This window comes from Nocardioides marmoraquaticus (assembly GCF_054777915.1).
On record NZ_BAAHAA010000003.1, the window covers coordinates 105,347 to 127,980 of the forward strand.

The 22,634-nt window shown below is 75.2% G+C and carries 19 protein-coding genes; 11 read left to right on the top strand and 8 right to left on the bottom strand.

Annotated features, from left to right (window positions below; genetic code table 11):
- Both hemQ and hemG read right to left on the bottom strand, forming a co-directional pair.
- Complete coding sequence (gene hemQ / locus ACYU8I_RS03390; protein ID WP_460837451.1) at positions 1-708, bottom strand: hydrogen peroxide-dependent heme synthase; 708 nt, start codon at positions 706-708, stop codon at positions 1-3.
- Positions 705-2,135: a protoporphyrinogen oxidase gene (hemG, locus tag ACYU8I_RS03395; RefSeq protein ID WP_460837453.1), complete on the bottom strand. Its 1,431-nt coding sequence runs from the start codon at positions 2,133-2,135 to the stop codon at positions 705-707. The genes hemQ and hemG overlap by 4 nt, the downstream gene beginning before the upstream one ends.
- A gap of 57 nt (positions 2,136-2,192) precedes the next feature.
- Between hemG and ACYU8I_RS03400 the strand changes: the two genes are divergently transcribed.
- Positions 2,193-3,116, top strand: a complete 924-nt coding sequence (locus tag ACYU8I_RS03400) for a DUF4349 domain-containing protein (protein WP_460837455.1) — start codon at positions 2,193-2,195, stop codon at positions 3,114-3,116.
- 4 nt (positions 3,117-3,120) lie between these two features.
- On the opposite strand, the gene hemE is transcribed toward ACYU8I_RS03400, so the two are convergent.
- The gene (hemE, locus tag ACYU8I_RS03405; RefSeq protein WP_460837457.1) at positions 3,121-4,185 is read right to left on the bottom strand and encodes a uroporphyrinogen decarboxylase; all 1,065 of its coding nucleotides are present in this window, start codon (positions 4,183-4,185) and stop codon (positions 3,121-3,123) included.
- 69 nt (positions 4,186-4,254) lie between these two features.
- On the opposite strand from hemE, the gene ACYU8I_RS03410 reads away from it, so the two are divergent.
- Complete coding sequence (locus ACYU8I_RS03410) at positions 4,255-4,866, top strand: DUF3000 domain-containing protein (protein ID WP_460837459.1); 612 nt, start codon at positions 4,255-4,257, stop codon at positions 4,864-4,866.
- A complete protein-coding gene (locus ACYU8I_RS03415) occupies positions 4,866-6,191 on the top strand; it encodes an HRDC domain-containing protein (RefSeq protein WP_460837461.1) in 1,326 nt (441 codons plus the stop codon). The genes ACYU8I_RS03410 and ACYU8I_RS03415 overlap by 1 nt, the downstream gene beginning before the upstream one ends.
- Here the strand turns inward: ACYU8I_RS03415 and ACYU8I_RS03420 are convergent.
- Positions 6,188-7,615, bottom strand: coding sequence for an ABC transporter substrate-binding protein (locus ACYU8I_RS03420; RefSeq protein WP_460837462.1), 1,428 nt, complete (start codon positions 7,613-7,615; stop codon positions 6,188-6,190). The two genes, ACYU8I_RS03415 and ACYU8I_RS03420, sit on opposite strands and share 4 nt — an antisense overlap.
- A gap of 702 nt (positions 7,616-8,317) precedes the next feature.
- Here ACYU8I_RS03420 and ACYU8I_RS03425 point away from each other — a divergent pair.
- Both ACYU8I_RS03425 and ACYU8I_RS03430 read left to right on the top strand, forming a co-directional pair.
- Complete coding sequence (locus tag ACYU8I_RS03425; RefSeq protein WP_460837464.1) at positions 8,318-8,623, top strand: hypothetical protein; 306 nt, start codon at positions 8,318-8,320, stop codon at positions 8,621-8,623.
- Between the two features lie 25 nt (positions 8,624-8,648).
- Positions 8,649-9,293, top strand: a complete 645-nt coding sequence (locus ACYU8I_RS03430; protein WP_460837465.1) for a hypothetical protein — start codon at positions 8,649-8,651, stop codon at positions 9,291-9,293.
- 4 nt (positions 9,294-9,297) lie between these two features.
- On the opposite strand, the gene ACYU8I_RS03435 is transcribed toward ACYU8I_RS03430, so the two are convergent.
- The 3 genes from ACYU8I_RS03435 to ACYU8I_RS03445 form a co-directional block, all read right to left on the bottom strand.
- Positions 9,298-9,804 carry a type II toxin-antitoxin system PemK/MazF family toxin gene (locus ACYU8I_RS03435; protein WP_460837467.1) on the bottom strand — a complete coding sequence of 169 codons (507 nt, stop codon included), beginning with the start codon at positions 9,802-9,804 and terminating at the stop codon, positions 9,298-9,300.
- A 197-nt stretch (positions 9,805-10,001) separates the two neighbouring features.
- Positions 10,002-13,832 (bottom strand): ATP-dependent RNA helicase HrpA, encoded by a 3,831-nt coding sequence (gene hrpA, locus ACYU8I_RS03440; RefSeq protein WP_460837470.1) that lies wholly within the window; start codon positions 13,830-13,832, stop codon positions 10,002-10,004.
- Between the two features lie 144 nt (positions 13,833-13,976).
- A complete protein-coding gene (locus tag ACYU8I_RS03445; RefSeq protein WP_460837472.1) occupies positions 13,977-14,507 on the bottom strand; it encodes a hypothetical protein in 531 nt (176 codons plus the stop codon).
- 159 nt (positions 14,508-14,666) lie between these two features.
- Between ACYU8I_RS03445 and ACYU8I_RS03450 the strand changes: the two genes are divergently transcribed.
- From ACYU8I_RS03450 to ACYU8I_RS03465, 4 genes are all read left to right on the top strand, one after another.
- The gene (locus ACYU8I_RS03450; RefSeq protein WP_460837474.1) at positions 14,667-15,389 is read left to right on the top strand and encodes a response regulator transcription factor; all 723 of its coding nucleotides are present in this window, start codon (positions 14,667-14,669) and stop codon (positions 15,387-15,389) included.
- Between the two features lie 38 nt (positions 15,390-15,427).
- On the top strand, positions 15,428-16,825 hold the full coding sequence (locus tag ACYU8I_RS03455) for a sensor histidine kinase (protein WP_460837475.1): 1,398 nt from the start codon (positions 15,428-15,430) through the stop codon (positions 16,823-16,825).
- 382 nt (positions 16,826-17,207) lie between these two features.
- Positions 17,208-19,208 (top strand): ArnT family glycosyltransferase, encoded by a 2,001-nt coding sequence (locus ACYU8I_RS03460; protein ID WP_460837477.1) that lies wholly within the window; start codon positions 17,208-17,210, stop codon positions 19,206-19,208.
- Positions 19,205-20,404: a bifunctional glycosyltransferase family 2/GtrA family protein gene (locus ACYU8I_RS03465; protein WP_460837479.1), complete on the top strand. Its 1,200-nt coding sequence runs from the start codon at positions 19,205-19,207 to the stop codon at positions 20,402-20,404. The genes ACYU8I_RS03460 and ACYU8I_RS03465 overlap by 4 nt, the downstream gene beginning before the upstream one ends.
- Before the next feature lie 77 nt (positions 20,405-20,481).
- Here the strand turns inward: ACYU8I_RS03465 and ACYU8I_RS03470 are convergent, their stop codons facing one another.
- Complete coding sequence (locus ACYU8I_RS03470; protein WP_460837482.1) at positions 20,482-21,090, bottom strand: TetR/AcrR family transcriptional regulator; 609 nt, start codon at positions 21,088-21,090, stop codon at positions 20,482-20,484.
- Between the two features lie 101 nt (positions 21,091-21,191).
- Here ACYU8I_RS03470 and ACYU8I_RS03475 point away from each other — a divergent pair, with 101 nt between their 5' ends.
- Both ACYU8I_RS03475 and ACYU8I_RS03480 read left to right on the top strand, forming a co-directional pair.
- The gene (locus ACYU8I_RS03475; RefSeq protein ID WP_460837483.1) at positions 21,192-22,043 is read left to right on the top strand and encodes an SDR family NAD(P)-dependent oxidoreductase; all 852 of its coding nucleotides are present in this window, start codon (positions 21,192-21,194) and stop codon (positions 22,041-22,043) included.
- A 30-nt stretch (positions 22,044-22,073) separates the two neighbouring features.
- Positions 22,074-22,604 carry a DUF402 domain-containing protein gene (locus ACYU8I_RS03480; protein WP_460837486.1) on the top strand — a complete coding sequence of 177 codons (531 nt, stop codon included), beginning with the start codon at positions 22,074-22,076 and terminating at the stop codon, positions 22,602-22,604.
- Positions 22,605-22,634 lie beyond the last annotated feature (30 nt).

Below are 22,634 nucleotides of genomic sequence, written 5' to 3' on the forward strand. Positions count from 1 at the left end.
TCAGGGCAGGGAGGCGAGCAGCTCGGCTGGGGCGCGCCGGCGGCCGGTGTAGAACGGGATCTCGTCGCGCACGTGGCGGCGGGCCTCGGAGCCGCGGAGGTGGCGCATCAGGTCGACGATGCGGTGCAGCTCGTCGGCCTCGAAGGCCAGCAGCCACTCGTAGTCGCCCAGCGCGAAGCTGGCGACCGTGTTGGCCCGCACGTCGGCGTAGTCGCGCGCCATCCTGCCGTGCTCGGCGAGCATCGCGCGACGCTCGGAGTCCTCGAGCAGGTACCACTCGTAGGAGCGCACGAAGGGGTAGACGCAGACGTAGTCGCGAGCGTCCTCGCCGGCCAGGAAGGCCGGGATGTGGCTCTTGTTGAACTCGGCCGGGCGGTGCAGGGCGACCTGCGACCAGACCGGGTCGAGCCGGCGGCCGAACCGCGTGGCGCGCAGCTGGTGGTAGGCCGCCTGCACCTGCTCGACGGTGGCGGCGTGCCACCAGACCATCACGTCGGCGTCGGCGCGGAGCCCGGCCACGTCGTAGATGCCGCGGGTCAGCACGTCGTCGGCCTCGAGCTTGGCGACGAGGTCGGCCACCTCGGCTGCCTCGGCGTCGCGGTCGGCCTCAGGGCCGAGGAGGTCGCGCAGTCGGAAGACCGACCACATGGTGTAGCGGATCGTGTCGTTGAGCTCCTTGGCCCGCTTGCCGACGCTCGTGCTGCTCATGCCCCCATTGTGGCAAGCGACCCCAGCACCTGGCGCACCGCCAGGTCGGCCGAGGCGATGCACGCCGGCACGCCGACACCGTCGTACGCCGCTCCGCACACGGCGAGCCCGGCATGGCCCGCCACGTCGCGCCGGACGAGGTCGACCCGGTCGAGGTGGCCGACGGCGTACTGGGGCAGCGCACCGCCCCAGCGCTGCACGTGCGTGGCCACCGGGCGGACGGGCGCGCCGAGGGCCCGGGCGAGGTCGGCGGTGGCGAGGTCGACGAGCTCGCGGTCGGTGCGCTGCAGCGCGCGCTCGTCGCGGTGGCGGCCGAGCGAGCAGCGCAGGAGCAGCAGGCCGCGCCCCCGCTCGCGCACCCAGCCCCACTTGGCGAAGGAGAAGGTGGCGGCCTTGACGTCGCGCTTCTCGACCGGTGGGACCAGGAAGCCCGAACCGGTCGTGCGGGGCATGCCGGGCACCGGGACGGCCAGCGTCACGACCACCACGGAGGCGCTCTCGACGCGGCCCAGGGTGAGCGCCGCTGCGGGCGCGACGTCGCTGAGGAGCCGGGCCGTGGCCCGCGCGGGGGTGGCGAGCACCACCCCGTCGGCCTCCAGCAGCTCGGGATCGTCGGCCGAGCCGACGACCAGGCGCCAGCCCCCACCGGGGCGGTGCGCCAGGTCGCGCACGGTGGCGCCCGTGCGCACCTCGACGCCGAGGTCGCCGAGCCGGCGCGCGAGCTCGACCGGGAGGCGGCCGACGCCGCCTCGTAGCCCGGCGAAGACGGGCGCGCCCGTCCTGGGCGGAGGCAGCGCCTCGGCGACGGCGCGCGACAGCGAGCGGTGGCCCTGCAGCAGGCGCACCAGCTGCGGCACCGCCGCGCGGGCGGAGAGCTCGCGCGCGTGTCCGGCGTACACCCCGCCGAGCAGCGGCTCGACCAGCCGGTCGACCACCTCGGCCCCCAGCCGCTCCTCGACCAGCGCCCCCACGCTGACGTCGCGGTCGCCCAGCTCGGTCGCGGGCAGCACGTGGTCGAGCGCGGCGCGCGCCAGCCCGCGCTGCGAGAGCACCGGCTCGAGGTCGCCCACGTCGGCCGGGACGCCCATGAGGGTGCGCGGCATGGGGACGAGGCGGCCCCGGTTCCACAGGTTGGCCGCGGTCGTGGCGGGGTTCACCACGTCGTCGGCCAGGCCGACCTCGTGGGCCAGGGCGACCCCCTCGGGCCGACGCTGCAGCATCGCCTCGGCCCCGACGTCGACGCCCACCCCGCCGACCTCGGCGACGCGCAGGCTGCCGCCGACGCGGGACGACGACTCGAGCACGGTCACCCGCACGTCGGCGGGACCGTCGTGCCGCAGCCGCCACGCGGCCGCGAGCCCGGCGACGCCGGCGCCCACCACGACGACGTGGGGCCCGGCGGTCGCGGGCTGCTGCTGATCGTTCACCGCTCCCAGGTTGGCACAGCGGTGGAACCATCCCGCGGCCGGCGGCGTCGGACCCGCATGGACACCACGCCCCGGCTCCGCCTCCTCCACCTCGCGCTCCTGCTCGTCGCCCTGCTGCTCGCGCTCGCGGGCTGCAGCGGAGCCGGCGGTGCGGGCGGGGGCAGCGACAGCGCAGTCGACTCGTCGGGCGGGTCCGTCGCCGAACCTGCTCCCGAGGTCGCCGACGAGGGTGCCGACGACGCAGGGGCACGCGGGGAGCAAGCCGGGGGTGCGGCGGGCCGGGCGACCGCGATGGAGCGGGCCGTCGTCTCGACCGGGGAGGTGCAGCTGCAGAGCGGCGACGTCGGCCGCGCCCGGGCGGAGGTGCTGCGGCTCACCCGGGGCTGGGGCGGTGTGGTGGCCGACGAGCAGTCCAGCAGCGACGACGAGGGGCGGACGACGTACACGTCGATGACGCTGCGCGTGCCGACCGCCCGGTTCGACGCCGCCATGGAGGCGCTCGGCGAGGTGGCCACGCTCGTCGACCGCAGCCGGACCAGCGAGGACGTCACCACCCAGGTCGTCGACGTCTCGGCCCGGGTGCGCGCCCAGCAGCAGTCCGTACGCCGCATCGAGGCGCTGCTGGCCGAGGCCGAGGACCTGCGCGACGTCGTCTCGATCGAGGGTGACCTCGCGCAGCGCCAGGCCGAGCTCGACTCGCTGCGCTCGCAGCAGGCCTACCTCGACGACCAGACCTCGCTGTCGACCATCGGCGTCGTGGTCGACTCCCCCGCCACCGCCAGCCCCGACGAGGAGCCGGGCGGGTTCGTCGGCGGCCTCCGCAGCGGCTGGACGGCGCTGGGGGCCAGCGTCGCGGTGCTGCTCACCGCCGTCGGCGCCGTGCTCCCCTTCGCGGTGCTGCTGGGCGTGGTGGCGGTGCCCGCCGCGGTCGTCGTACGGCGCCGCCGCTCGCGGCCGGCGACGGGCGGCGTCGCGGCCTGAGCCCTCAGCGCGCGGTGGTCTCGTGCACGAAGTCGGTGAGCCGGGCCAGCTGGTCGGGGTCGGTGTCGGGGATGACGCCGTGGCCGAGGTTGAAGACGTGGCCCGGGGCCGCCTCGCCGTCGCGGAGCACCTCGGCGGCGCGCTCGAGCATCACCTCGGTGGGCGCGAACACCAGTGCCGGGTCGAGGTTGCCCTGCACGGCGCGGCCGCCCACGCGGCCGATGCCCTCGGCGAGCGGCACCCGCCAGTCGACGCCGACGACGTCGGCGCCCGCCTCCCCCATCAGGTCGAGGATCTCGCCGGTGCCGACCCCGAAGTGGGTGCGCGGGACGCCGCGCGTGCCGACGCGCTCGAGGACCTGCGCCGACCACGGGGCCACCGACTGCCGGTAGTCGGTGCGCGAGAGCGCCCCCGCCCAGGAGTCGAAGAGCTGCACCGCCGACGCACCGGCGTCGACCTGCACCTCGAGGTAGGTCGCGGAGATGCCGGCGATCTTGTCCATCAGCGCCCGCCAGACGTCGGGGGCGCCGAGCATCATCGCCTTGGTGCGGGCGTGGTCCTTGGACGGCCCGCCCTCGACGAGGTAGGAGGCGACGGTGAACGGCGCGCCCGCGAACCCGATCAGCGGCGTCGCGCCGAGCTCGGAGACCAGCGTGCGCACCGACTCGGTGACGTAGTCGACGTGGCCGGGCTCGAGGTCGGGGATCGCCTCGACGTCGGCGAGGGTGCGCACGGGGTGCTCGACCACGGGGCCGACCCCCGGCTTGATGTCGAGGTCGACGCCGACGGCCTTGAGCGGCAGCACGATGTCGGAGAAGAAGATCGCGGCGTCGACGCCGTAGCGGCGCACGGGCTGCAGCGTGATCTCGACGACCAGCTCGGGCCGGGTGCACGACTCGAGCATCGAGACGCCCTCGCGCACCCGGCGGTACTCGGGCAGCGAGCGGCCCGCCTGCCGCATGAACCACACCGGCACGTGCGGGCCCCGCTCGCCGCGGACCGCGGCGAGGTAGGCGGAGTCGCGCAGCGCGGGGGCCGCCGAGGCGGTGGTCGGGGTGCTGTCGGGCATGCTCCGATCCTCCCAGGTCAGGCGGCGAGTCGAGGCCCCGGGATCGGACCCCCGTCCTAGTCTGGCGCCATGGCGGCACCCGACCACCCCTCGCGCGAGGCGCGCCGTGACCACGCGGCAGCGCCCCCCGAGTTCACCCGCGCGGTGGCACAGATGCAGGCCGCCCCGACGCGGCCCGAGGTCCTCGTCGAGCGCATGCCCGCACCGCAGCGCATCGCGCCCTTCGCCTCGGCCCTCAGCGCCGACGTGGTCGTCGACGGCGACGAGGTCGGCTCCGGGCGCCTGGTGCTGCTGCACGACCCGGCCGGCAACGACGCGTGGGAGGGCACCTTCCGGTGCGTCGCCTACGCCCGCGCCGAGATCGACCCCGAGCTGGTGCAGGACCCCATGCTCGCCGAGGTCGGGTGGAGCTGGCTGCTCGAGGCGCTCGAGGCCCACGGCGCCGAGCACGTCGCCCCGTCGGGCAGCGTGACCTGCGTGGCCTCGCAGGGCTTCGGGGGCATGGCTGACGAGCCCGCCACCGCCCAGCTCGAGATCCGCGCCTCCTGGTCGCCGACCGGTGACCTCGGCCCCCACGTCGAGGCGTGGTCCGAGCTGCTCTGCACCGCGGTGGGCCTGCCCCCGGTGCCGCCGGGCGTGGCCGTCATGCCGGCCCGGCGCGGACACCGCGGCCCGGCCTGATGACGGGTCCCGAGACCGAGCCGCAGGAGCCTGCTCCCGAGCTGCCCCTGCTCACCCTGCGCGACGGCCTGCCCGACGTCACCGACACGCCTGAGGCCCTGGCCGAGGTCGTGGCTGCGGTCGCCGGAGGCTCCGGCCCGGTCGCCATCGACGCCGAGCGCGCGTCGGGCTACCGCTACAGCTCGCGCGCCTACCTCATCCAGCTGCGCCGCGAGGGCGCCGGCACTGCGCTGGTCGACCCGGTCCCCTTCGCCGACCTGACCGACCTCGACGGAGCCATCGGCGACGCCGAGTGGATCCTGCACGCCGCCACCCAGGACCTCCCGTGCCTGCGCGAGGTGGGCCTGCGCCCGCGCGCGCTCTTCGACACCGAGCTCGCCGCCCGCCTGCTCGGCTACCCGCGCGTCGGCCTCGCCACCCTGGTCGAGGCCATCGTCGGGCGACGGATGCGCAAGGAGCACAGCGCCGTCGACTGGTCGCGCCGACCGCTGCCGCAGCCGTGGCTCGAGTACGCCGCCCTCGACGTCGAGGTCCTCGTCGAGCTCCGCGACACCCTGCACGCCGAGCTCGTCGCCGACGACAAGATCACGTGGGCCGAGCAGGAGTTCACCCACCTGCTCGACTTCGCCGCGGCACCCCGCGTCGACCCGTGGCGGCGTACCTCCGGCATCCACAAGGCCAAGGGCCGCCGGGCGCTCGCCGCCGTGCGCGAGCTGTGGACGGTGCGCGACGCCCTGGCCCGCGACCGCGACACGACCCCGGGCCGGCTGCTGCCCGACAGCGCGCTCGTGGCCGCCGCCAACGCCATGCCGCAGAGCACGCGGGCGCTGCTCGACACCCCGGGGTTCCACGGCCGGGGCGCCCGCCGCCACGGCGACGCCTGGATCGACGCGCTCACCCGCACCCGGGCGCTGCCCGAGGCCGAGCTGCCGCCCATGACGTTGCGCACCGACGCCCCGCCACCGCCGCGCACGTGGGCCGACCGCGACGCCGAGGCCGCCGCCCGGCTCGCGCAGGCCCGTGAGGAGGTGGCGGCCTTCTCCGAGACTCGCTCGGTCCCGGTCGAGAACCTCCTCACCCCCGACTACCTCCGGCGGGTGCTCTGGCGGCCCCCGACCCCCGCCGACGGCGAGACGCTCCTCGAGGCCGTCGGCCGTGCGCTCGGGGCGCTCGGGGCCCGGCCGTGGCAGGTCGACATCACCGGTCCGATCATCGCCTCGGCGATCGCCGACGCCGCCGCGCAGACGGCCGCGGCCCGGACGACCACGACCACGTCCCAGGACGACGACGCACCCTCCGACGACGGTGGGGCGGACCCGGCCTAGTCGCCGGTGCTGCTCGGCGAGGGGCTGCTGCTCTCCTCGTCGCCCCCGTCGCCGCCCCCGTCGCCCCCGTCACCGCTGTCTCCCTCGTCGGTGGCGAGGAGCGGCTGGGAGGCGGAGTCGATCGCGGCCAGCCGCTCCTCGAGCGGGCCGATGAGCGGCTCGTAGAACAGCTGGGCCAGCTGCCGCGACGCGACCGCGGCCACGGGCCGCCAGTTCTCGCTGACCGGGGTCCGCTGGATGTCACGCAGCTCGCGCACGAACACCTGCGTGTGCAGGGGCCGCTCCCCCGGCATCAGGAAGTCGTCGGAGTCGACGCTCTCGAGGTTGGTCGGCATCACCGATCCGGTGGCGGCCAGCGCGTCCTGGGCGTCGGTGCCGACCAGGTCGACGAGCAGGTCGGCCGCCTGCTCCTGCACCTGGGAGTCGGCGGAGATGCACAGCCCGCGCATGCGACCGCTGGTCGCGGCGCTGCCGAGCACGGGCATCGGCATGACGTCGAAGGTGAGGTCGGGGTGCTGGCGCAGCGTGCCGACGAGGTCGCGGTAGCCCAGCATCATGCCGAGCTGGCCGTCGATGAAGCGGCGCAGCGCCGGCTTCCGCTCGAGCGCCTGGGGGCCGAAGGTCAGGCCCGGGTCGCGCACGACCGCGAGCAGCTCCTCCATGGCGGAGGCACTCGCGTCGTCGGTGAAGGTGAGCGAGGTCGGGGCGTCGGTCTCGTCGACGAGGGTGCCGCCGCCGGACTGCAGGAACGGGGCGACCTGGTCGAGGGTGGGGGCGACGTACAGCCCCCGGACGCCGGGGGCGCGGGGCTGTTGCGCCGCACGGGCCATCTCGTCGAGGCGCCACCCCCGCTCGGGGGTGACCTCGGCGCCGCCGTCCTCGTTGACCTGGTCGAGCTCGATCAGCTGGGGGTTGTAGTAGACGACGAGCGGGGAGACGTCGACCGGCATGCACTGCAGGGCGGAGTCCTGGCCGAACGCCTCGAGGCCACGACGGTTGTAGCCGTCGCCGAAGTCGACCTGTCGCGCCGCGAGCAGGTCGTCGACGCGACGCACGGCCTCGGTCGAGACCAGCGTCGGCAGGTCCTCGACGTCGGTGAGGAAGAGGTCGGGCGGGTCGCCGGCGGCGCGGGCGCGCGTCAGCGCCGCCATGGCCTCGGCCCGGTCGTCGTACGACGTGACGGTGACGTCGGTCTCGGACTGGGTGGTCGCCCACTGGGTGGCGAGCTGCTCGTAGGTGTCGGTGACCTCCTGCGGCCCGAAGACGAACACGGTGATCTCGGTCGGGTCCGCGGCGGAGGCCGACGGCGACGGCTCGGGTGCGGAGCCGGAGTCCTCGCCGGAGCAGCCAGCGGCCACGAGCGCCACGCTCAGCGTCGCCAGGGCGGCTCGGCGCCAGCGGCGCCGTGGTGCGGGGGACCTCACGGACCTGCCACCTCGTCTCGGTCGCTCGGCACCGCGGCCGGGTGCTGTCGGGGTGAGCCGCCGGGGACCGACGGCCCGGTCACACTAACGGGGCTGCGGTCGGCGCTCACGGACAGCCGTCGACGGGCCCCGCGGCGTCGTGGCCCGGGACACGCCTGGCGCTCACGTACCCCGTGCGGCGCGACGTCGCCCCTACGCTCTCGACATGCCTTCCCCCGGCTCGCCGACCGTGTCGCGCCCGTCCGTCCTGCTGCGCCCTGCTCGGCTCGCGGGCCTGCGGCGCCGCGTCCTCGGGGCCGGCGTGGCCGGCCTGCTGGCCGGTGGACTGGTCGCCTGCGGGGGTGAGGAGCCGAGGGCCACGCCGAGCGAGCCGGCGTCGTCGGTGACACCCTCGGAGTCGGAGTCGGGGTCTCCCTCTTCGCCCGCCAGCGTCAGTGCCTCTGCGAGCCCGCCGGCGACGGCCTCGGCGACCCCCGCGGAGACCGCCTCGGCCCCGGCCGGCGGGACGCTCGCCGACGCCCTGCTCCGGGCGGGCGACGTCCCCGGCCTCAACGCCTCGTCCCGGTGGACCGCCGGCGCCACGGGCGCGGTCGGCGACCAGCCCTTCGGGTGGTGCGCCCGCACCAGCGCCCTCGCCGTCGGGGCGCAGGAGGGGGTGCAGCGCACCTTCACCTCGGGGGGGGCGACACGGCCGCGCAGCAGGTGCTCGACGTCGTCGACGAGACCAACGCGCGCCGTCTCGAGCAGGTCTTCCGGGGCTGGCACCGCGACTGCCGCGGCGCCCGGGTCGGCCCGGTCCGAGCGCTCCCGGTGCCGAGCGGCACGGCCTGGTGGTACCTCTCCAGCCGCCCCGCCGGCGACGGCACCTGGGAGGCCTTCGGCCTGGCGCGCGACGGTGCCCGCCTCACGGTGCTCCGCATGGAGCACAGCGGTCAGGACCACTCCTACGAGCCGGGTCAGGACCCGCTCGAGCGGGCCGTCGTCGCCGCGGCCGGGCGTCTGGGCTGACCGAGCCGGCGGCAGGATGGGGGGCATGTCCGAGCGTCGCCACCACCGTCCCTCGCTGCCCGGCGCCCGCCACTTCGAGGGGATCGAGGGAGCAGCCGACCCGGCCGAGCTGACCGCCGCCGCCGACCGGGCCGCCACCGCGCTGGTGCGCGGGGCCCGCGAGGACGCCGACGAGGCGCTGGTGGAGCGGGTGGTGCACCTCGCCGAGACCGAGGGTCTCGACACCCTCGCCGAGCTGTGGGCGGCAGCCCCGGCGGAGTCGCTGGCGGGATCGCTGTGGCGGCTCTACCTGCTGCGCTCGTGGGTGCACCGCGCACCCGGGCGCGCCGCCGCCGAGTTCGACCTGGGGCGGCACCACGTCCCGGTCGGCGAGGTCGTCGCCGGCGTCGAGGTCCCGCCCGGCCCCGAGGAGGTCCGCACCCTGCTCGACCAGGTGCTGCGCGGCGTCGTGGTCGGCGAGTACGCCGACACGCTGTTCCGCGCCGCGGCCTTCGCCCGGGTGACCGCGGCCGGTCGCGCCCACGCCCACGACGAGCCGGCGGACGAGGCGGCGGGCGAGGCGCACACCTCGGGCCACTACGCCTCGGACCTGTCGGCCTCGCGGCTGCTCGCCCTCGCCGACCAGCTCGAGCGCGCCGGCTACCTCGAGCTCGGCGGCACCCTGACCTGACGCGTCAGCCCAGGTACGGCGCCGCGGCGCGCAGCACGGCGTCGTACACCTCCCGGTCGAGGGCCGCCCCCTCGCGACGCACGTCCTCCGGGGCCAGCCGCAGCACGCGGTTGACCCGCACCTCGCTCGGTCGTCCCTGCCGGTCCCAGCCGCCGGTGCCGACGTCCATCCAGAGCCGACCGGCACGGCGCTCCTGCTCGGCGTCGCGGTCGTGGTCCTTGGACGTCAGCGCGAGGCCGAGCAGCGTCGTGCCCTCCGTGCCGACGACCAGCACGGGACGGTCCTTGCCCTGGCGTGGGTCGTCCTCGTAGGGCACCCACGCCCAGACCACCTCACCGGGGTCGGGGCGCCCGTCGGCGCGCGGGGCGTAGCCGAGTCGCCGCTCGACGGCCCGACGCACCGGCGCGGGGGTGGCCCGGGCGACCGCACGGCGCCGCCGGCTCGGTCGTCGGCCGGGCACGGTGCCCGCCGGAGGGCCGAGGACGGAGTCGATCAACCGGAAGAGGTCCACCGGACCACCCAAGCACGTGCATCTGGAAGTAGGGCGTCGGGCCGGGAGCGCCTCACGGCGCGTGGCCGCTCGTGGCGGCTGATGTTGGGACCCGGGGCTGCCGCGGCCCGACGCAAGACCCCACCGTACTCCCGATCACGCTGTTCCCAAGCCGAACCGCCGACCCTGTGGACCACGTCACGCGACCGCGGGTGCCCTCACCCCAGCAGCTTGCGGACCCGGGCGTCCGACACCGGCTCGGACGTGCCGAGCTGCTGCGCCCACAGGCTCACCCGGTACTCCTCGAGCAGCCAGCGCACCCGGCGCAGGTCGGCCGGTGCCGGCACGCCCTCCGGAAGGGCCTGCACCTGGTGGCGCCACGCCTCCTGCAGCGGAAGCACGCGCTCCATCAGCTCGCGGTCGCGGCGCAGGTCGGTGAGCCGCTCCACCCGCGCGGCCATGCCGGCGAGGTAGCGGGGGTAGTGCCGCAGCCGCTCGGCGCCCGCCTCCCCCACGAACCCGGGGGCCATCAGGCGCTCGAGCTGCCCGCGCAGGTCGTTCATCGCCGGCAGCGCCGCCATCTCGACGCGACCGCGCAGCGACTTCTCCACCGGACGCCACGCCTCGAGCACGCGCAGCACCTGGTGCAGCACCGCCTCGGCGTTGCCCCTCAGGTCGCGGCGCGCCCGGGCGACCAGGGCGTCGTACGCCGCCTCGTCGCGGACCGGGGGCGCGGCGTCGACCAGCGACGTCGCTGCGGCCACCACGCAGTCGGCGGCGAGCGCCCGGGCGTCGGGGTACGGCGAGGCGGCCAGCCCCAGCTTGGCGGCGTTGCCGAGACCGTCGAGCAGCGACGCCGGGGCGACGGGCACCGCGAGCAGGACGAGGCGGCGTACGCCGAGCCGGTGACGGGCCTCCTGCTCGGCCTCGGAGGCGGCGACCGCGAGGCCGACCGTGTTGCCCTCGTCGACGAGTGCGGGGTAGCCGCGTACCTCGTGGCCGGCGCGGGTGCGGGTGAAGGACGGCTCGACGGTGCCGAAGGTCCAGGAGGTCTGCCCGGTGGCCGCGACGCCGGACTCCTCGGCGACCTGCTGCACGGCGGCGTCGAACGACGGCCGCAGCGGCGCCTTGAGCTCGTCGAGGTCCTTGCCGACGGCAACCTCGTCGCCCGACTCGTCGAGCACCCGGAAGCGGGGACGCAGGTGGGCCGGGACGGCGTCGAGGTCCCACGCCTCGCGGGGCACGTGCACCCCGGTCGTGGAACGCAGGTGACGCGAGAGCGCATCGAGGAGGTCCTCCTCGCCCGGCGGCACCGCCTCGAGGAAGCGCCGGGCCACGTCGGGGGCCGGCACGAAGTTGACCCGCAGCCGCTTGGGCAGCGACCGGATGAGTGCCGTGACCAGCTCGTGACGCAGGCCGGGGACGTTCCAGGTGAACGGCGCGGGACCGACGGTGTTGAGGGTCGCCAGCGGGACGTCGACCGTCACGCCGTCGTCGGCGGCGCCGGGCTCGAAGTGGTAGCGCAGCGAGAAGGTCAGCGGACCCTCGGCCCAGGCGTCGGGGAAGTCGCCCTCGGTCACCTGCCGCGCCGTGTCGTGCACCAGCATCGCCGGGTCGAAGGTCAGCAGCTCGGGTCGTCGGCGGCGCTCCTGCTTCCACCAGGTGTCGAAGTGCGCCCCGGAGACCACACCCTCGGGCACCCGGGCGTCGTAGAAGTCGAAGAGCGTCTCCTCGTCGACCACGATGTCGCGGCGGCGGGCGCGGCGCTCGAGCTCGGCGGCGTCGTCGAGCAACCGCCGGTTGGTCTCGAAGAAGCGGTGGCGGGCGCGCCACTCCCCCTGCACCAGCGCGTGGCGCAGGAACAGCTCGCGGGCCGTCGCGGGGTCGCGCGAGCCGAGGCCGACGAGGCGGTCGGCGACCAGCGGTACGCCGTACAGCGTGACGCGCTCGCGGGCCACGGCCTGCTCGCGCTTTTTCGACCAGTGCGGCTCGGCGAGCTGGCGCGAGACCAGGTCGCCCGCCAGCTCCTCGGCCCACTCGGGCTCGATGGCCGCGACCTGGCGGGCGAAGAGGCGGGAGGTCTCGACGATCTCGCCCGCCATGACGAGGTCGGGCTGCTTCTTGGCCAGGCCGCTGCCCGGGAAGATCGCGAACCGGGTGCCGCGCGCGCCGAGGTACTCCGGGCGGGGTGGTCGGGCGCCACGTCGGGCGGGCTTCTCGACGACCTCCTTGAGGCCGACGTGCGACAGCAGCCCCGAGAGCAGCGCCCGGTGGAGCGCGTCGGCGTCGACCTGGTCGTCGGGACCGGCCGCACGCCCGGGCCGCAGGCCGACCTCCTTGGCGACCTGGCGCAGCTGCGACTCGTAGTCCTGCCACTCGCGCACGCGCAGGTAGTTGAGGTGCTGCTCGCGGCAGGCCCGGCGAAAGGCGCTGGAGCCCAGCTCGCGCTGCTGCTCGCGCAGGTGGCGCCACAGGTTGAGCCACGTGACGAAGTCGGAGGTCGGGTCGCGGAAGCGGGCGTGCAGCTGGTCGGCCTGCGCGCGCTGCTCGAGGGGTCGCTCGCGCGGGTCCTGGACCGACAGCGCCGCGGTGACGACGAGCGTCTCGCGCAGGCATCCCTCGCGGTCGGCCTGCAGGACCATGCGCCCCAATCGGGGGTCGATGGGCAGCCGCGAGAGCGACCGACCGACCGCCGTCAGGCGCGGACCCTTCGGGCCCTCGGTCAGCGCGCCGAGCTCCTCGAGCAGCTGCACGCCCGCCCGTACAGCGCTCCGGTCGGGCGGGTCGAGGAAGCCGAACCGCTCGACCGCGCCGAGCCGCAGCGAGGTCATCTGCAGGATCACGCTGGCAAGCGAGGTGCGCAGGATCTCGGGGTCGGTGAAGGCGGGGCGGGACTCGAAGTCCTCCTCGCTGTAGAGCCGGATCGCCACCCCCGCCTCGACCCGGCCGCAGCGGCCCGAGCGCTGGCGCGCGCTGGCCTGGCTGATGGGCTCGACCGGCAGCCGCTGCACCTTGGTGCGCGTCGACCAGCGGCTGATGCGGGCCACGCCGGTGTCGACGACGCCGGTGATGCCCGGGACGGTCAGCGAGGTCTCGGCCACGTTGGTCGCGAGCACGACACGGCGTCGGGTGTGGCGCTCGAAGACGCGGTGCTGCTCCTGCGACGACAGCCGGGCGAACAGCGGCACCACGTCGAAGCCGCCCACACCGTGGCCGCGACCCTCCGCGAGCCCGCTGAGCGCCTCGGCGGTGTCGCGGATCTCCCGCTCGCCGGGCAGGAACACGAGCACGTCGCCCCGGGTGTCGGCCATCAGCTCGGCGACGGCGTCGCGCACCGCCTCGGTCGGGTCGCGCTGGTAGGCCTCGCCGTCGTCGTCGGCACCCTCCGCCTCGCCCGGCAGGGCCAGCAGCGGTCGGTAGCGCACCTCCACCGGGTAGGTGCGGCCCGACACCTCGATGACCGGGGCCGGCCGGCCGCGGCGGTCGGCGAAGTGCGCCGCGAACCGGCGCGGGTCGATGGTCGCCGAGGTGATGACCACCTTGAGGTCGGGACGCCGCGGGAGCAGCCGACGCAGGTAGCCGAGGATGAAGTCGATGTTGAGGCTGCGCTCGTGGGCCTCGTCGATGATCAGGGTGTCGTAGCGCCGCAGGTCGCGGTCGCGCTGCATCTCCGCCAGCAGGATGCCGTCGGTCATCACCTTGACCCGGCTCTGCTCGCCCGCGGCCTTGGTGAACCGCACCTGGTAGCCGACGAGGTCGCCGAGCTCGGCGTGCAGCTCCTCGGCGATCCGCTCGGCGACGCTGCGCGCCGCGATCCGCCGGGGCTGGGTGTGCCCGATCATGCCGTGGCGGCCGCGTCCCAGCGCGAGCGCGATCTTCGGCAGCTGGGTCGTCTTGCCCGATCCCGTCTCCCCCGCGACCACCACGACCTGGTGGTCCCGGATCGCCGCCGCGATGTCGTCGCGTCGCGCCGAGACCGGGAGGTCGGCCGGGAAGTCGATGCGCAGGTCGGCGCCTGCGTCGGCCGACGGGCTGGTGGGTGCACTCACAACCCGACCAGTGTGACGGGTGGGGGTGACCCGGGTCGCGGCGGTTTCCCCGGACGTCCGGGGACGCAGCCACCTGGATGTCAGGATCCGGTCGTCGTGGGCGGCGTACGACGACCGGATCCTGACGACGAGCTGCTGCCCGGGTCAGGTCGTGGTGCCGCCTCCGGCCGCGCCGGGCTCGTCCGGGCTCGTGCCGTCGGGCGGGGTCGTGCCGCCGGGGCCGTCACCGTCCCGGTCGCCCGGGCCGTGCCCGAAGCCCCCGGGACCACGGCCGTCGCCGCTGCCGTCCTCGTCACCGTCGCCGTCACCGTCGCGTCCGCCGCGCTGGCCCGGGCCCACCTGGCCTCCCTGGCCCGGGGAGAAGTAGCCCATCGAGGGGCCGTGGCCACCGGGGCCACCGGGGCCGCCGCGACCTGACGAGCCGTCACCCGAGCCGGCGGCCAGGGCGACGCCGCCGAGGCTGCCGAGCGCGACCGCGACGACGCCCACCACGGCGGCGCCCTTCCACCCGCCCAGCCGTCGCAGCCGACCGCCGCGTGCGGGAACCGGCTCCCCGTCCGCCCCGGGGGGAGGCGCGGACGGGGAGCCGGGGCCACGACCGCCGGAGCCACCCGCACCGACGGCGGCGTCGGGAGTGGCGGTGACGGGGGTCATCGGGCGGGTCTCGTCGCTCATGTCCGCCACGGTGGTCGGCGCGCCTGTGCTGACCCTGTGGCCCGGCTGGCGCGGGCCTGGCAGCTGCCCGCCGGCCGGGGCGGCGTACGCCGCGACACGCACAGGTCGCTCACAGGTGCCTCATGGGTGCGGCACGCACAGGTGGCCCACAGTGGAGCCATGAGCGCGGCCCCCGACCTGACCCGACCCGACGGCACCCCGCTGCGGGTCCTGGTCGTCGACGACGAGCAGAACATCGCCGAGCTGCTGCGCATGGCCCTGCGCTACGAGGGGTGGGACGTCGAGGTCGCCCTCACCGGCTCGAAGGCCGTGAGCACCGCCAAGAGCCAGCGTCCTGACGCGGTCGTGCTCGACATGATGCTCCCGGACTTCGACGGCATGGAGGTGCTGCGGCGCATGCGCGGCGACGCCCCCGACGTGCCCGTGCTGTTCCTCACCGCGCGCGACTCGGTCGAGGACCGGGTGGCGGGCCTGACGGCGGGCGGCGACGACTACGTGACCAAGCCGTTCTCGCTCGAGGAGGTCGTCGCGCGGCTTCGCGCGCTGATGCGTCGTGCGGGCGCGCGCCAGGCCGACAGCGAGTCGGTGCTGACCGTGGGCGACCTCGTCATGGACGAGGACAGCCGCGAGGTCACGCGCGGCGGGCAGGACGTCGCGCTCACCGCGACCGAGTTCGAGCTGCTGCGCTTCCTGATGCGCAACCCGCGGCGGGTGCTCAGCAAGGCGCAGATCCTCGACCGGGTGTGGAACTACGACTTCGGCGGGCAGGCGAACGTGGTCGAGCTCTACATCTCCTACCTGCGCAAGAAGATCGACGCGGGCCGCGAGCCGATGATCCACACCATGCGTGGGGCCGGCTACGTGCTGAAGCCGGTCCCGTGAGGCCACGGCTCCCCCGCACCCTGACCGCGAGGCTGGTCGTGACCGCGGTCGCGCTGGTGGCGCTGGTCTCGCTGCTGATCGCCGGCGTCGCCACCCTCGCCATCCGCTCGTCGCTGATGGACCGCCTCGACGCCTCCGTGCGGTCGTCGGTCGAGCAGGGGCCCGGACCCGACTTCGACCGCGGCGACGACGGACCGCCGCGCTTCGACCCGCGCAACCAGGGTCCGGGCACGCTGCGCGCCCTGGTCGACGGCTCCGGCAGCCGGGGCGAGGTGTTCACGCGCGAGTACGGCGGCACGCGCCGGCTGTCGAGCACCGCCCTGGCCGAGCTGGCCGACGTGCCGCGCGACGGTCGCGTGCACGGTGTCGACCTGCCCGGCGTCGGGTCCTACCGGGTCGCGGCCGTCACCACGTCGAGCGGCGTGACGCTGGTCAACGGCCTGCCCACCCGCGAGGTCGACGAGACCGTCGCCACGCTGCTCGGCTACGAGGCGCTGCTCGTGCTGCTCGGCACCGGCGTCGCCGCCGGCCTCGGCGCGGTCGTCGTACGACGCCAGCTGCGGCCGCTGCAGGAGGTCGCCGACACCGCCGACCGGGTGGCCCAGCTGCCGCTCGCCTCGGGCGAGGGCGTGCTCGCCGACCGGGTCCCCGACCACCTGACCGACGAGCGCACCGAGGTCGGCCGCGTCGGCTCGGCCCTCAACAGCCTGCTCGTCCACGTGGAGTCGTCGCTCGGTGCGCGTCACCGCAGCGAGCAGCAGGTGCGGCAGTTCGTCGCCGACGCCTCCCACGAGCTGCGCACGCCGCTGGCGACGATCCACGGCTACGCCGAGCTGTCGCGTCGTACGCCGGACGACCCGGCGGCGCTCGGCTCGGCGCTCGCCAAGGTCGAGACCGAGACCGACCGGATGTCGGCGCTGGTCGAGGACCTGCTGCTGCTCGCCCGGCTCGACTCCGGCCGGCCGCTCGAGCGTGCGGAGGTCGACCTCACGCTGCTGCTGCTCGAGTCGGTCGCCGACTCGCGGGTGCTCGGCCCCGACCACCACTGGCGGCTGTCGCTGCCCGACGAGCCGCTGACCGTCGTGGGCGACGAGCACCGGCTGCACCAGGTGGTGCGCAACCTGCTCGGCAACGCCCGTGCCCACACCCCACCCGGCACCACCGTGACGGTCGGCGCGGCGCAGGAGGGCGACGCGGTGCTGGTGCGCGTGCACGACGACGGCCCTGGCCTGCCGCCCGCCCTGGTCGACGAGGCGTTCGACCGGTTCACCCGCGGCGACTCCTCCCGCACCCGCGCGTCCGGCGGCGCCGGCCTCGGCCTCTCCCTCGTCGCCGCCATCGCCGAGGCCCACGGTGGTTCTGCCTCCGCCGCCTCCTCCCCCGGCGACACCACCTTCACCGTCACCCTCCCCGCCCGCCGAGGGGTCACTCCCTGACACGCGAGGAGTCACTCGCTGACACGCGAGGAGTCACTCGCTGACAGCCGAGGAGTCGCTCCCTGACACGCGAGGAGTCACTCCGTGACACGCGAGGAGTCACTCCCTGACACGCGAGGAGTCACTCCCTGGCACGCGAGGAGGCAATGACAGACCCCCGACCAGTGCCAGGTGACCTCCGCCAGCCAGGCACTGACCCCTCGACCGTCAGGCACTGACCCCTCGACCGTCAGGCACTGACCCCTCGACCGTCAGGCACTGACCCCTCGACCGTCAGGCACTGACCCCTCGACCGCCAGGCACTGACCCCTCGGCGTGGGTCACAGGGGAGGCACAGGCGGGGGCGAGGGTACTCGCAGGCTCGCCCACGAACGTCAGCAGCATGACGACGAGCGCCTCGACGACGCCCCTGCCGCGATCGGCCACCGAGCCGACCACGACCCGGCGGGAGCACCCCGTCGCCACCACCACCCGACGGGTCTTACAAGGGCATCCGGACGACCCGGCGTGGGCGCGACCGGCGCTGCTCGGCCTGCTCGGGGCTACCGCGCTGCTCTACCTGTGGGGCCTCGGGGCGAGCGGGTGGGGCAACTCGTTCTACGCCGCTGCCGCCCAGGCCGGCTCGGAGTCGTGGAAGGCGTTCTTCTTCGGCTCCAGCGACGCCGGCAACGCCATCACCGTCGACAAGACCCCGCTCGCGCTGTGGCCGATGGCGCTGTCGGTGCGGCTGTTCGGGCTGTCCAGCTGGAGCATCCTGGTGCCCCAGGCCCTCATGGGCGTGGCCACCGTGGCGCTGCTCCACCGCACCGTGCGGCGTACGACGGGCTCCCCCGCGGCCGGCCTCGTGGCCGGCGCCGTCATGGCGCTCACCCCCGTCGCGGTGCTGATGTTCCGCTTCGACAACCCCGACGCGCTGCTGGTGCTGCTGCTCGTGGGCTCGGTGGCGGCCACGCTGCGCGCCGTCGAGGAGTCGCGCCGCGAAGACGGGCACGCGCTGCGGTGGGTCGCGATCGGGGGCGCGCTCGTCGGCCTGGCCTTCCTCGCCAAGATGCTGCAGGCGTTCCTCGTGCTGCCGGCCCTCGCGCTGACGTACCTCCTCTTCGCCCGCACCCCTGGGGGCAGGCGCGTGCTCCACCTGCTCGCGGCCTTCGGCGCGATGGTCGTCGCCGGCGGCTGGTGGGTGGCGGTCGTCGAGCTGTGGCCCGCGTCGAGCCGGCCCTACGTCGGCGGCTCCCAGACGAACTCGATCCTCGAGCTCACCCTCGGCTACAACGGCCTCGGTCGCCTCAACGGCGAGGAGGCGGGCTCGGTCGGCGGGGGCGGCGGCTGGGGCGAGACCGGACTGCTGCGCCTGTTCGACACCGAGATCGGCGGCCAGGTCGCCTGGCTGCTGCCCGCGTCGCTGCTGCTCGGCGCGGCCGCACTCTGGCTCGCACGCCGCTCCGCCCGCGAGGCCGCGGCGCTCACCGCGTTGCTCGGCTGGCTGGTCGTGACGGGGCTGACCTTCAGCCTGATGGCCGGCATCTTCCACGCCTACTACACCGTCGCGCTCGCCCCCGCGGTCGCCGCGCTCGTCGGGATCGGCGGGTGGACGCTGTGGCGCCACCGCGACTCCCTCGTCGCGACCGGGGTGCTGTCGGCCGCGACGGCGGTGACCGCGGTGCTCGGGTTCGCGCTGCTGGGCCGGTCGGCCGACTTCCTGCCCGGCCTGCGGTGGGTGGTGCTGGTCGCCGGGCTCCTGGTCGCGCTCGCCCTCGCCGGCCTAGGCCAGCTGCCCCGCCGGGTCGCCGCCGGACTCGCGACCGCGGCGCTCGTCGTCGGCCTCACCGGCCCGGCGGCGTACTCCCTGCAGACCGCCGCCACGCCCCACACCGGCTCGATCGTCACCGCGGGCCCGAGCACCGGCTCCGGGGGGCCCGGCGGCACGGGAGGCGGCCCCGGTGGTGGCTTCGGCCCCGGCGCCGGGCGAGCCCCCACCGGCGCCGCCGGAGGCACCGGTGGCGGCGGCGTGGGCGGGCTGCTCCAGGGCAGCGAGTCGACCGCCGAGATCACCACGCTGCTCCAGCAGGACGCCGACCTCTACACGTGGGCGGCCGCGGCCGTCGGGTCGAACTCGGCAGCGGGCTACCAGCTCGTCAGCGAGGAGCCCGTCATGGCGATCGGCGGCTTCAACGGCTCCGACCCGAGCCCCACGCTGGCGCAGTTCCAGCGGTACGTCGCCGACGGCGAGGTGCACTGGTTCGTCGCCGGCGGCGGCGCCGGACCGGGTGGCCAGGGCGGCAGCGGCACCGCGCAGGAGATCACCGCGTGGGTCGAGGCGACGTTCACCGCGCAGACGGTCGACGGCGTGACGCTCTACGACCTGTCGGGCGGCGTGCGGTGAGCGCGCTGCTCGACCCGGTCGCCGAGCCGACCGTCACCACCACCGTGCTCGACGTCGTCATCCCGGTGCACGACGAGCAGGCGCAGCTGGAGGCCTCGGTACGCCGCGTGGTGGCGCACCTGCGCACGCTGCCGTGGACCGCCCGGGTCACCATCGCCGACAACGCGAGCACCGACCGGACGCCCGAGATCGCCGACCGGCTGGCCCGCTCCCTGCCCGAGGTCGAGGTGCTGCACCTCCGCGAGAAGGGCCGCGGTCGCGCGCTGAAGCGCGCGTGGTCGACCTCCGGCAGCGCCGTGCTGGTCTACATGGACGTCGACCTCTCGACCGACCTGGCGGCCCTGCTGCCCCTCGTCGCCCCGCTGGTCAGCGGCCACTCCGACCTCGCCACCGGGTCGCGGCTGTCCCGCGGGTCGCGCGTCGAGCGTGGGCTCCGGCGCGAGGTGATCAGCCGGTCCTACAACGTGCTGCTGCGCGGCACGCTCCGAGCGGGGTTCCGCGACGCCCAGTGCGGCTTCAAGGCCATCCGCCGCGAGGCCGCGGCCGAGCTGCTCCCGCTGGTGCGCGACGACGCGTGGTTCTTCGACACCGAGCTCCTCGTCGTCGCCGAGCGGGCCGGCCTGCGCATCCACGAGGTGCCCGTCGACTGGGTCGACGACCCCGACAGCAGCGTCGACGTGCTCCGCACCGCCCTCGCCGACCTGCGGGGCGTCGTACGGCTCGGGCACGCGTTGCTCCGCGGCCGGCTGCCGCTGCGTGAGGTGGGCGAACGCCTCGGCCGCACCAGTGCCGAGGCGGGCCGCGGCCGGCCCGGCACCCAGCTGGCGGTGTTCGCCCTGGTCGGCCTCGCGTCGACGGCGGCGTACGCCGTGCTCTACGTCGCGCTGCGCTCCCTGGTGTCGCCGTGGTCGGCCAACCTGCTGGCGCTGCTGCTCACCGCCGTCGCCAACACCGCGGCCAACCGGCGGCTGACCTTCGGCGTGCGCGGGCCCGACCGGCTGCTGCGGCACCAGGTGCAGGGGCTGGCCATCTTCGGGGTCGGCCTCGGCGTCACGAGCGGCGCGCTGTGGCTCCTGCACGCCACGGCCACCCCCGGCCCCGGCCTCGAGGTCATCGTGCTCACCGCCGCCAACCTCGCCGTCACCGTGCTCCGGTTCGTGGCGCTGCGGGTGTGGGTGTTCGCCCGCCGTACCTGACCGACGACCGTCAGCGGCTGACCTCTCGGACGCCAGGGAGTGACCCCTCGGCTGTCAGGGACTGACTCCTCGGCGGGTCACAGGGCGCGGAGGAGGCCGGGGAGGGAGCCGTGGAGCGTGGTGAGGAGCTGGGCGCGGGTGACGTCGCGGGGGTCGCGCACCCAGTCGACGACGACCTCCTCGACGAAGGCCGACCAGCCGTGCACGAGCAGGCGCACCTGGGGGGTGTCGTCGAGGCCGATGGCGGCGCGCTCGGCCGGGGCGGCGTCGAAGAGCCGGTCGGTCAGGGCCGCCCGGGCGGCCTCGTAGATGCGGCGGAGCTCGTCGTCGCCGCCGGCCGCGCCCCGGCGCAGCGAGAGGTAGCCGCGGTAGTTGGCGGCGACGTGGTCGACGTAGCGCTCCAGCGACCCGGCCAGCTGCTCGAGACCGGTGCCGCGGCCCTGGGGTGCGGTGACCTCGTAGAGCCGCTCGGCGGCGCGTCGTACGACGGCGAGGTGGTACTCCTGCTTGCCGCCGAAGTAGTGGTAGAGCAGCCCTCGCGAGATGCCGGCCTCGACGGCGAGCACCTCGATCGAGAGCTCCTCGAGCGAGCGGGTGGCGAGCAGGCGCACCCCGAGGTCGATGAGCTGCTCGCGGCGCTGGCCGGGCGCCATGCGCACCCGGCTGCCTGCAGGCGTGGTCGACACGTGGCGCATCTTACTGAACTTCGTTCAACAGGCCTGTTGACGCCCTGTCAACAGAGCCGGGACCATGGTCCGACCGCCCCACCACCGACGCGAGGAGCCCCATGAGCACCAGCAAGACCCTGACCCGCCTGCGCGACAAGGTGGTCGTGGTGACCGGGGCGGCCGGCGGCATGGGCCGCGAGATGGCGGTCCTGGCCGCGCGCCACGGCGCCCACGTCGCGGTCTCCGACGTCGCCGAGGACGCCCTCGCCGAGACCGTCGACCTGTGCAAGGACGCCGGCGCCGAGGTGCACAGCCAGGTGCTCGACGTCTCCGACCGCGCCGCGTTCACGTCGTACGCCGCCGCGGTCGCCGAGCACTTCGGACGCGTCGACGTCGTCGTCAACAACGCGGGCGTCACCGTGACGGGCGACTTCGAGGACATGGAGCTCGACGACTTCGACTGGATCGTCGGCATCAACCTCATGGGCGTCGTCAACGGCACCAAGGCGTTCCTCCCCCACCTGATCGCGTCGGGCGAGGGCTACCTCGTCAACATCTCGAGCCTCTTCGGCCTGGTCAGCATGCCGAGCCAGACCGCCTACAACGCCACCAAGTACGCCGTGCGCGGCTTCACCGAGGCGCTGCGCGAGGAGATGCTCGTCAGCAAGCACCCCGTGTCGGTGACGTGCGTGCACCCCGGCGGCATCAAGACCGGCATCTCGCGCAACGGCCGCAAGAACGCCAACGTCGACGCCGCCGCGCTCGACGACTTCTTCGACAAGCACCTGGCGACCATGCCGGCCGACAAGGCGGCGCGGATCATCCTGGAGGGTGCGCTCAAGCGTCACCCGCGCCAGCTGGTCGGCCTCGACGCCCACGTCATCCACCACTTCGGTCGGCTGCTCGGCGCCCGCTACCAGGACGTCGTCGCCCGGGTCGCCCCGAGCCGGATGCCCCGCAAGAAGGTCTGAGGAGACCTGGCGCGGTCGTAGGGTCCACCCGTGACCCTCACCCCCGTGCGCGTCGAGTGCCGCAAGTGGCCCGACTCCCCCCACTGGGAGTTCGACGCCCTGCGACTGGGCACCGACGCGCACGGCACCTGGGTCGGCATCACCCGAGGCACGCTGCTGGCGAGCCCGGTGCGCGTCTTCCACGCCGCGGCCGACCACGTGACCCTGGTGCCCCACGAAGCGTGGTGGCTGGCGACCTTCTACGGCTCCGACCCCGTGCTCGACGCCGGCGCCCCGTTCGCGACGTACGTCGACATCGCGACGCCGGTGGTGTGGCACTCCGAGCAGCTGGTGCGCGCCGTCGACCTCGACCTCGACGTCATCGAGGGCACCACCGGTCGGGTGTGGGTCGACGACGAGGACGAGTTCGCCGCCCACCGGGTCTCGCTCGACTACCCCGACGAGGTCGTCGAGCGGGCCGTGCGCAGCTGCCAGGAGGTCTACCGGGCGGTGGAGCTGCACCGCGGGCCGTTCGACGGCACCCACCGGGAGTGGCTGGCCCGGCTGCGTCGCGACGCCTGAGCCCCCTGGTCCTCGTGGGACGATGCCAGG

What these genes read in the sequence shown, in the direction of transcription:
- ACYU8I_RS03410 (WP_460837459.1), top strand. Translation starts at nt 4,255, where the DNA reads ATGGCGGCACCCGACCACCCCTCGCGCGAGGCGCGCCGTGACCACGCG.
- ACYU8I_RS03415 (WP_460837461.1), top strand. Translation starts at nt 4,866, where the DNA reads ATGACGGGTCCCGAGACCGAGCCGCAGGAGCCTGCTCCCGAGCTGCCC.
- ACYU8I_RS03400 (WP_460837455.1), top strand. Translation starts at nt 2,193, where the DNA reads ATGGACACCACGCCCCGGCTCCGCCTCCTCCACCTCGCGCTCCTGCTC.
- hemE (WP_460837457.1), bottom strand. Translation starts at nt 4,185, where the DNA reads ATGCCCGACAGCACCCCGACCACCGCCTCGGCGGCCCCCGCGCTGCGC.
- ACYU8I_RS03445 (WP_460837472.1), bottom strand. Translation starts at nt 14,507, where the DNA reads ATGAGCGACGAGACCCGCCCGATGACCCCCGTCACCGCCACTCCCGAC.
- ACYU8I_RS03450 (WP_460837474.1), top strand. Translation starts at nt 14,667, where the DNA reads ATGAGCGCGGCCCCCGACCTGACCCGACCCGACGGCACCCCGCTGCGG.
- ACYU8I_RS03430 (WP_460837465.1), top strand. Translation starts at nt 8,649, where the DNA reads ATGTCCGAGCGTCGCCACCACCGTCCCTCGCTGCCCGGCGCCCGCCAC.
- ACYU8I_RS03475 (WP_460837483.1), top strand. Translation starts at nt 21,192, where the DNA reads ATGAGCACCAGCAAGACCCTGACCCGCCTGCGCGACAAGGTGGTCGTG.
- hemQ (WP_460837451.1), bottom strand. Translation starts at nt 708, where the DNA reads ATGAGCAGCACGAGCGTCGGCAAGCGGGCCAAGGAGCTCAACGACACG.
- ACYU8I_RS03460 (WP_460837477.1), top strand. Translation starts at nt 17,208, where the DNA reads ATGACGACGAGCGCCTCGACGACGCCCCTGCCGCGATCGGCCACCGAG.